Raw genomic sequence first — 8,542 nt, forward strand, 5'->3', positions numbered from 1 at the left:
CGGGGCCGCGGCGCCGCACAAGGATGACGGGATGCCTCGCCGTTCCACAGCATCCGATGTCACCCGGTGGGTCGAGGGCGCCGGTGGCATCGCGCACCGCAGTGAGGTGCTCGCCGCGGGGTTCTCCGTGCGGTTGATCCGCGACGCGGTCGCTTCGGGCGGCTTGCGGATGGTTCGCCGCGCCTGGTGCGTTTCTGCAGGGGTACCGGGAGACCTCCGTGCGGCGGCATCCGCCGGCGGAAGACTGACCTGCGTCTCGCTCGCGCGGCGGCGCGGGTGGTGGCTGCCCGACGATATCTCGTCGAAGCATCACGTGCACCTCTTGCCGCACGCGTCGTCCACGGGGATCGACGCCGACATCATGGTGCATTGGACCCGCCCGCTCTGCCCGGTGGCGCGGACTGATCTGCAAGCCGGCATCGAGGATGCGCTTGGCCACATCGCCCAGTGCCTGCCGCGGGAGGACGCGCTCGTGGTGTGGGAATCGGCCGCCCGCACCGAGGCCCTCGCGCCCGAGACCCTCCGGGCTGTGCCGTGGCCGGCGGTCGCGGCGCGCGATCTCGCCGGCGCGGTCACGGGGCTGTCTGACTCCGGCCTCGAAACCTTGGTCTTCGCGCCGCTGCGTGCACGCGGGATCTCTGTCGTGCAGCAGGCGAAGGTCGCCGGTCGATTCGTCGACGGCCTCATTGGCGAGGCGCTGGTCGTTCAGGTCGACGGATTCGCGTTCCACGCCTCGAGTGCGCAGCGCACCGCAGACGTCGCCCACGACACCGAGCTGCGGCTGCGCGGCTACACGGTGCTGCGCTTCACCTACCGGCAGGTCGTGCATGAGCGGGCCGCCGTCCAGCGCACCCTCCAGCGTGCCCTCGCCCAACGGCTCCACCTGCGGCAGTAAGTGGGCTTGCGCAGGGACCGCCCGTGAACTTCGGACAGTTTCGTCGGTATCGGAGCGATCGAGCCGATCGGTCCGAGTTTCGCGTCATTCTCCGAACTTCGCGCAGCCCGCCGGACCCGGACTCACCCCGCCGGCAGCCGGAAGGGCGCGGCTGCGCGCGCCGTCGCATCCAGCGCGAGGTCGGCCAGAGTGGCGCCGACACCGGGCGCGAACTTGAAGCCGTGGCCCGAGAATCCCGCGCCCACCACCACCGAGCCGACGCGATCCAGCACGAAGGCGCTGTCGTCGGTCGAGGTGTAGGTGCACGACAGGTGCACGGCGGATTCGGGGTCGAGCCCCGGCATCCATTCCCGCACGTACTCGACGAGCGTCTCGTGGTGCGTCACCCGGTGCGGGCGCGCATCGGGATCGACGACGTCCCCGACGCGGTGGAACCCGACCTTGACCCCTTCGTCCGGCGTCGGCATCCCGTACACCGGCGCCGGGTAGCGCGCGGGGTCGAGCCGATGGTTGAACGAGGGCCAGGGACCGGTCGTCGAAGCGAAATGCGCCGGGGTCTCCTCCGTGACCGTGAGGCGGGGCAAGCGGATGCCGGGCAGCAGGCCCTCGGTCCAAGCGCCGACCGTCGCGACGACGACATCCGCGTCGACCTCGCCGCCGCTCGCCAGCCGCACCCGCGCGCCGCGCTCGCCGAGATCCTCGATGCCGGCGACAGGCGCGCCCCAGCGCACTTCGCCGCCGCCGCCCTGCACGCGGCGCTCCAGCTCGAGCATCGCCGCCGACGCCCGCGCCACGCCGGCGTCCGACGAGTACAGGACGTCGGTCTCGAATCGCATCCCCGGCCACCGCGCGCCCGCCTCCACAGCAGACAGCATCTCCGCGGGGATGCCGCGCGCGCCGAGGCTCCGCGCGATCGTCTCAAGCCCGTCGCCGTCGTCGGCGCCGCCGCCGAGGTCGCTGCCGACGCCGTGCGTCACCAGCCCGTGCCGTCGCAGCAGCGGCTCCCCGTCGACCTCGCCGAGAGCGTCCCACCCGTCGCGGGCCCGCTGCAGCAGATCGAGGTAGTGCGCGTCGGCGTAGGCGTTGTTGAAGTTGCGGGTCGCGCCGTGCGACGCGCCGTGGGTGTGCCCCCGCCCGAAGCGCTCGAGGACGAGGGGGCGCTCACCCCGGCGGACGAGGGCCCACGCGGTGGCGAGGCCCATGATGCCCGCGCCGACGATCACGATGCGTGTCATGCCGCCAGCATCCCACTCGCCGCGGTCCGGGCGCGCGCACGAGCGCGCCCCGGCGTGCGATAGCCTGGTCGGCTCCGCAGTGGAGCGGAAAGGCCCGGTCCACGATGGGATCGCTCGACATACAGGGTGTCTCGTACACCCTCCCCGACGGCAGGCCGCTGCTCGACGAGGTCACGTTCCGCGTCGGCGCGGGTTCGACGACCGCGCTGATCGGGCAGAACGGCGCGGGAAAGACGACGCTGCTGCGCATCATCCGAGGGGATGCCGCGGCCCACGGCGGTGTCGTCCAGATCGACGGCGGCCTCGGGGTCATGGACCAGTTCGTGGGGCACGGCGGCGCCGGTGAGACCGTCCACGACCTGCTGATCTCGGTCGCGCCCGATCGTGTCCGTCGTGCGGCCCGTGAGCTGGATGACGCCGAGAACGCCGTCATCGCGTCCGACGAGCTCGACACCCAGATGCGCTACGCCGCCGCGATCGCCGACTACGCCGACGCGGGCGGCTACGAGTACGAGACGGTGTGGGGCACCTGCACGACGGCGGCCCTCGGTGTGCCGTTCGAGCGGGCGCGCTACCGCGAGCTGACGACGCTCTCGGGCGGCGAGCAGAAGCGGCTCGCTCTTGAGGCACTGCTCCGCGGGCCCGACGAGGTGCTGCTCCTCGACGAGCCCGACAACTATCTCGACGTCCCGGGCAAGCGCTGGCTCGAGGACCGCCTGCGCGAGACGGCGAAGACGGTCCTGCTCGTTTCGCACGACCGCGAGCTGCTCGCCCGTGCCGCCGACCGCATCGTCACTCTCGAGGCCGGGGGAGCGGGCAGCACCGCCTGGGTCCACGGCGGGAGCTTCGAGACCTATCACCGCGCCCGCGACGACCGGATGGCCCGGCTCGACGAACTGCGCCGCCGGTGGGACGAGGAGCACGCGAAGCTGAAGAGATTCGTCGCCGACATGAAGGCGAAGGCCGCGGCCAGCGACGAGTTCGCGTCGCGATACCGCGCGGCGCAGACGCGGCTGCGCCGGTTCGAGGAGGCCGGGCCGCCCGAGGAGCGGCCGGCCGAGCAGAACCTCGAGCTGCGCCTGCGCGGCTCGCGCACCGGCAAGCGCGCGGTCGTCGCCGACGGGCTGGAACTCGTCGGCCTCATGCGGCCGTTCGACCTGGAGGTCTGGTTCGGCGACCGTGTCGCGGTGCTGGGCTCCAACGGCTCGGGCAAGTCGCACTTCCTGCGTCTCCTCGCCGCGGGCGGCACGGAGCCCGACGCCCTGCTCGGACACGTCACCGCCGTCGGCTCCGCCCTCGAGCCGGTCGAGCACGCGGGGACCGTGACGCTCGGCGCGCGGGTCGTCCCGGGCTGGTTCGCCCAGACCCACCGGCATCCGGAGTTCACCGGCCGCACGCTGCTCGGGATCCTGCATCGGGGCGACGATCGCCGAGCCGGGATGCCGCGGGATGCCGCGAGCTCGGCGCTCGACCGCTATGGGCTCGTCCGCCAGGCGGAGCAGAGCTTCGACAGCCTGTCGGGTGGTCAGCAGGCGCGGTTCCAGGTGCTGCTGCTCGAGCTGTCGGGTGCGACGCTGCTGCTGCTCGACGAGCCCACCGACAACCTCGACCTCACGTCGGCCGAGGCGCTCGAGCTCGCGCTCACCGCTTTCGAGGGCACGGTGCTCGCGGTGACCCACGACCGTTGGTTCGCTCGTTCGTTCGACCGCTTCGTCGTCTTCGGCGGCGACGGACGCGTCTACGAGTCGAATGAGCCCGTCTGGGACGAGCAGCGGGTCGCGCGCGCCCGTTGAGCGGACGGCCGGTCCGGCGGTCGTGTCCGGACCGGCCGGTAGGCTGGAGGAGTGACCATGGAGATCGAGCTCGGCCGCGCCAAGCGCGCCCGTCGGGCCTACGCGTTCGACGACATCGCTGTGGTGCCCTCGCGGCGCACCCGCAACACCGAGGACGTGTCGACCGCGTGGTCGATCGACGCCTTCCAGTTCTCGATCCCGGTGCTCGGCGCCCCGATGGACTCGGTCATGAGCCCTCGGACGGCCATCATGCTCGGTCAGCTCGGCGGACTCGGCGTGCTCGATCTCGAAGGGCTCTGGACGCGGTACGACGACCCCGAGCCGCTGCTCGCCGAGATCGCGGGGCTGCCCGACGCGTCGGCGACCCGACGCATGCAAGAGCTCTACGCCGAGCCGATCAAGCCCGAGCTCGTGCGCGACCGTCTGGCCGAGATCCGCGCGGCCGGCGTCACCGTCGCCGGCTCGCTGACCCCGCAGCGCACGCAAGAGCTGTACGAGACCGTCGTCGCCGCCGGCGTCGACCTGTTCGTCATCCGCGGCACCACGGTGTCGGCCGAGCACGTCTCGAGCGTCGACGAGCCGCTGAACCTCAAGAAGTTCATCTACGACCTCGACGTCCCGGTGATCGTCGGCGGCGCCGCGACCTACACCGCGGCCCTGCACCTCATGCGCACCGGTGCCGCGGGCGTGCTCGTGGGCTTCGGCGGCGGTGCGGCCTCGACCACGCGCGCGACGCTGGGCCTCCACGCTCCCATGGCCACGGCGGTCGCCGATGTCGCCGGGGCCCGCCGTGACTACCTCGACGAGTCGGGCGGACGGTACGTCCACGTCATCGCCGACGGCGGCGTCGGCACGTCCGGCGACATCGTCAAGGCGCTCGCCATGGGCGCCGACGCGGTCATGCTCGGCGTCGCCCTGGCGCGCGCGACGGATGCCCCCGGCCAGGGGTTCCACTGGGGCCCCGAGGCCCACCACGCTCAGCTCCCGCGCGGCCGCCGCGTCGCCGTCGAGCAGGTCGGCTCCCTCGAAGAGGTGCTCTACGGCCCGGCACCGGTGGCCGACGGCACCGCGAACCTCATCGGCGCGCTGAAGAAGTCGATGGCGACGACCGGCTACTCCGATCTCAAGGAGTTCCAGCGCGTGGAGGTCGTGGTGGCGCCGTACAGCGTGCGGTGACATGAGCTCGACCGACTCGGTTCCGCCACAGGCGTCGACGGCGGCCTTCGCGCCGACGTTGCGCGAGGTCATGCTGCGCCCGTGGTGGCTGGGCATGCTCGCGTTCGCCCTGCTCGTGGCGGCGGTCTTCGCGTGGCTCGGCCAATGGCAGCTCTCGCGCGCCGTCGACACGTCGCCCCCGCCGCCGGGTCAGACCGAGCAGGTGCGCCCGCTCGCCGACGTCGCCGAACCCGGGGAGTATCTCCCCGAGCCCCTCGTCGGTCAGCGGGTAGAGGTGAGCGGCTCGTTCGTCGCCGAGGACTTCGACGTCGTGTCGTCGCGATTCGACCGGGGTGAAGAGGGGTACTGGGTCACGGGGCAGTTGCGGGTCGATCCCGAGTCCGCGCGATCGTCGGAGCCGACCTCGCTCGCCGTCGCGGTGGGATGGACCTCGGATCGGGCCGAGGCGGATGCCGTTGCGGCAGCCCTCGACGCCGATCCGCCGCAGGATGTCGTGCTCACGGGGCGAATCATCTCCGACGAGGGGCCTGCTCTGCCCGGACGCGGGGCCGGTCCGCAGGAGATGACGCGGATGTCGCCGGCAGCTCTCCTCAGCCGCTGGCACGACACCGCGGGGCTCGACGTCTACCGCGGCTACCTCACCTCCGCGGAATCCTTCGGGGGACTCACCGCGATCCACTCGCCGGCACCCGAAGAGCGGTCGAACGTCAACTGGCTCAACATCTTCTACGCCGTGGAGTGGGCGGTCTTCGCGGGCTTCGCGTTCTACATGTGGTACCGCCTCGCCAAGGACGCGTGGGAGAAGGAGCTCGAGGACCTCGAGGACGAGCACGAGGACGCCGACGTCCCCGCAGCGGGAAGCGCGCCGTCGGGCCGCGACTAGACTGGACGCCATGCCTCGCGCCCCGAAACTCGCCACGTTCCCGGCGATCCGGAACGCTCTGCGCTTTTACCAGATCTGTTCGGTGATCACGGGTGTCGGCCTGCTGCTCCTGCTCGCGGAGATGATCCTGAAGTACACCCCGATCCACACCGAGCTCTTCGCCGGCGGCTCGGGTGGGTTGCTCTGGTTCGCGCCGGTGATCGCGGGCGCCGACTGCGAGTGGTGGTCGCTGTTCCTGCCGCAGACGAACTCGTGCGAGATGCTCTCGACGGGCGACGGGTTCAACATCTCGCTCGCGATCCTCGTGGTGCACGGTTGGTTCTACGTCGTGTACCTGTTCTCGTGCTTCCGCGTGTGGAGTCTCATGCGCTGGTCGTTCCCCCGCTTCATCCTGCTCGCGCTCGGCGGCGTCGTTCCCGCCCTGTCGTTCTTCATGGAGGCCCGCGTCGCACGCGAGGTGAGGACGTACCTCGCCGAGCGCGAAGCCGCTGAGGCAGCCGCATCCATCCCCGCCACGGAAGGCACCCGATGACCACACAGACCGAAACGTCGCAGCGTCCTGTCCTCGTCGTCGACTTCGGCGCGCAGTACGCCCAGCTCATCGCCCGCCGCGTGCGTGAGGCGGGGGTGTACAGCGAGCTCGTCCCGCACACCGCGACGGCCGAGGAGATCGCAGCGAAGGAGCCGGTGGGCATCATCCTCTCCGGTGGCCCCTCATCGGTGTACGAGCCCGGTGCCCCGGCTCTCGATCCGGGCGTGTTCGATCTCGGCGTCCCGACGCTCGGCATCTGCTACGGCTTCCAGGTGATGGCTCAGACGCTCGGCGGCGAGGTCGCCAACACCGGACTCCGCGAGTACGGCGCGACCGACGCGACCATCGTGACGGAGGGCACGCTGCTCGAGGGGCAGCCCCCCGAGCAGAACGTGTGGATGAGCCACGGCGACCAGGTCTCGCGTGCGCCGGAGGGCTTCGAGGTGCTCGCCCGGACTGCGGCGACCCCGGTGGCGGCGTTCGCCAACGACGTGCGCAAGTTCTACGGCGTGCAGTGGCACCCCGAGGTGAAGCACTCCGACCACGGGCAGAACGTGCTCGAGAACTTCCTGCACAAGGCCGCGGGACTTCCGGCGGACTGGAACAGCGGCAACGTCATCGCCGAGCAGGTCGAGCGCATCCGCCAGCAGGTGGGCTCGGGCCGGGTGATCTCGGCGCTGTCGGGCGGTGTGGACTCAGCGGTATCGACCGCGCTCGTGCACAAGGCGGTCGGCGACAAGCTGACCGCGATCTTCGTCGACCACGGGCTGCTCCGGAAGGGTGAGCGGGAACAGGTCGAGAACGACTACGTCGCGTCGACGGGAGTCCGGCTCATCACGGTCGATGCGCGCGAGCGTTTCCTCGAGGCCCTCGCCGGCGTCAGCGATCCGGAGCAGAAGCGCAAGATCATCGGCCGCGAGTTCATCCGCGCGTTCGAACAGGCCGAACGCAACCTGATGGCCGAGGCGGCCGCCGACGGGGAGCCGATCCGCTTCCTCGTGCAGGGGACGCTGTACCCGGATGTCGTGGAGTCCGGCGGCGGTGCCGGCACGGCGAACATCAAGAGTCACCACAACGTCGGCGGATTGCCCGAAGACCTGCAGTTCGAGCTGATCGAGCCGCTGCGAACCCTGTTCAAGGACGAGGTCCGTGCCATCGGGCGCGAGCTGGGTCTGCCCGAGGCCATCGTCGGGCGCCAGCCGTTTCCGGGGCCCGGCCTCGGAATCCGCATCGTGGGCGAGGTCACCGCTGATCGTCTCGAGATCCTGCGTGACGCCGACGCCATCGCGCGCGCCGAGCTGACGAAGGCGGGGCTCGATGCCGAGATCTGGCAGTGCCCCGTCGTGCTGCTCGCCGATGTCCGATCGGTGGGCGTCCAGGGGGATGGCCGCACCTACGGTCACCCGATCGTCCTCCGTCCCGTCTCGAGCGAGGACGCCATGACCGCCGACTGGACGCGGCTGCCCTACGACGTGCTGTCGAAGATCTCGAACCGCATCACGAACGAGGTCCGCGAGGTCAACCGCGTGGTGCTCGATGTCACGTCGAAGCCCCCGGGGACGATCGAGTGGGAGTGAGCGCGCGAGCGACGCTCCACAGCGAGACGGCGGATGCCGCGGCCGAACAAGCCGCGGCATCCGCCGTTTTCCGCGTCATGGCGCGGATCGCGGGCCTCCCGAGGCCGCGCGACACGCCCGGGATGTCACGCCGCTTTGCCACGATGCCGGGAGCCGCGTAACTTATTACTTGTTCGCCCCACAGGGAAGAGCGAGAAGGCCGGAAGGCCTACGCCCCCTCAAGCGGAGAACGAATCCCATCCCAAACCTCTTGCGAGAACAAGGCGCTTGCGTCTAGGATGGAACCTCCACCCCGAACAGCAGTCCTCGACTGGCGCGGAACCTCGTTCCGAAGACAGACCGAAGCGCGTCGCGGTGGGGTATGGTTGTGAAGTTGCCCTCTGGGCTGGCTGTGAGGTCAGTTGGGGGAGCGTCCGATCCTTGAGAACTCAACAGCGTGCACTTGTCAAAT

Annotated in this window: 7 protein-coding genes; 6 read left to right on the forward strand and 1 reads right to left on the reverse strand. The window is 70.8% G+C overall.

From position 1 onward, the window contains the following. The first annotated feature begins 31 nt into the window (after window positions 1-31). The gene (locus ACLBWJ_RS11735) at window positions 32-895 is read left to right on the forward strand and encodes an endonuclease domain-containing protein (protein ID WP_447660354.1); all 864 of its coding nucleotides are present in this window, start codon (window positions 32-34) and stop codon (window positions 893-895) included. A 122-nt stretch (window positions 896-1,017) separates the two neighbouring features. Here ACLBWJ_RS11735 and ACLBWJ_RS11740 read toward each other — a convergent pair whose 3' ends face one another. Continuing rightward, entirely contained in the window at window positions 1,018-2,130 is a 1,113-nt protein-coding gene (locus ACLBWJ_RS11740) for an FAD-dependent oxidoreductase (RefSeq protein WP_274179348.1), read from the reverse strand. Window positions 2,131-2,234: 104 nt separating this feature from the next. Between ACLBWJ_RS11740 and ACLBWJ_RS11745 the strand changes: the two genes are divergently transcribed. From ACLBWJ_RS11745 to guaA, 5 genes are read left to right on the forward strand one after another with little or no spacing between them, the layout of a single operon-like run. Next, a complete protein-coding gene (locus tag ACLBWJ_RS11745; protein WP_447660355.1) occupies window positions 2,235-3,923 on the forward strand; it encodes an ABC-F family ATP-binding cassette domain-containing protein in 1,689 nt (562 codons plus the stop codon). Between the two features lie 57 nt (window positions 3,924-3,980). Further along, window positions 3,981-5,099: a GuaB3 family IMP dehydrogenase-related protein gene (locus tag ACLBWJ_RS11750; RefSeq protein WP_112617902.1), complete on the forward strand. Its 1,119-nt coding sequence runs from the start codon at window positions 3,981-3,983 to the stop codon at window positions 5,097-5,099. Between the two features lies 1 nt (window position 5,100). Then, entirely contained in the window at window positions 5,101-5,982 is an 882-nt protein-coding gene (locus tag ACLBWJ_RS11755) for an SURF1 family protein (RefSeq protein ID WP_323986521.1), read from the forward strand. Window positions 5,983-5,992: 10 nt separating this feature from the next. Continuing rightward, window positions 5,993-6,514 carry a DUF3817 domain-containing protein gene (locus tag ACLBWJ_RS11760; RefSeq protein WP_112617903.1) on the forward strand — a complete coding sequence of 174 codons (522 nt, stop codon included), beginning with the start codon at window positions 5,993-5,995 and terminating at the stop codon, window positions 6,512-6,514. Continuing rightward, window positions 6,511-8,091, forward strand: a complete 1,581-nt coding sequence (gene guaA, locus ACLBWJ_RS11765) for a glutamine-hydrolyzing GMP synthase (protein WP_323986520.1) — start codon at window positions 6,511-6,513, stop codon at window positions 8,089-8,091. The genes ACLBWJ_RS11760 and guaA overlap by 4 nt, the downstream gene beginning before the upstream one ends. Window positions 8,092-8,542: the final 451 nt, after the last annotated feature.

It is taken from the genome of Microbacterium sp. M4A5_1d (assembly GCF_053345465.1).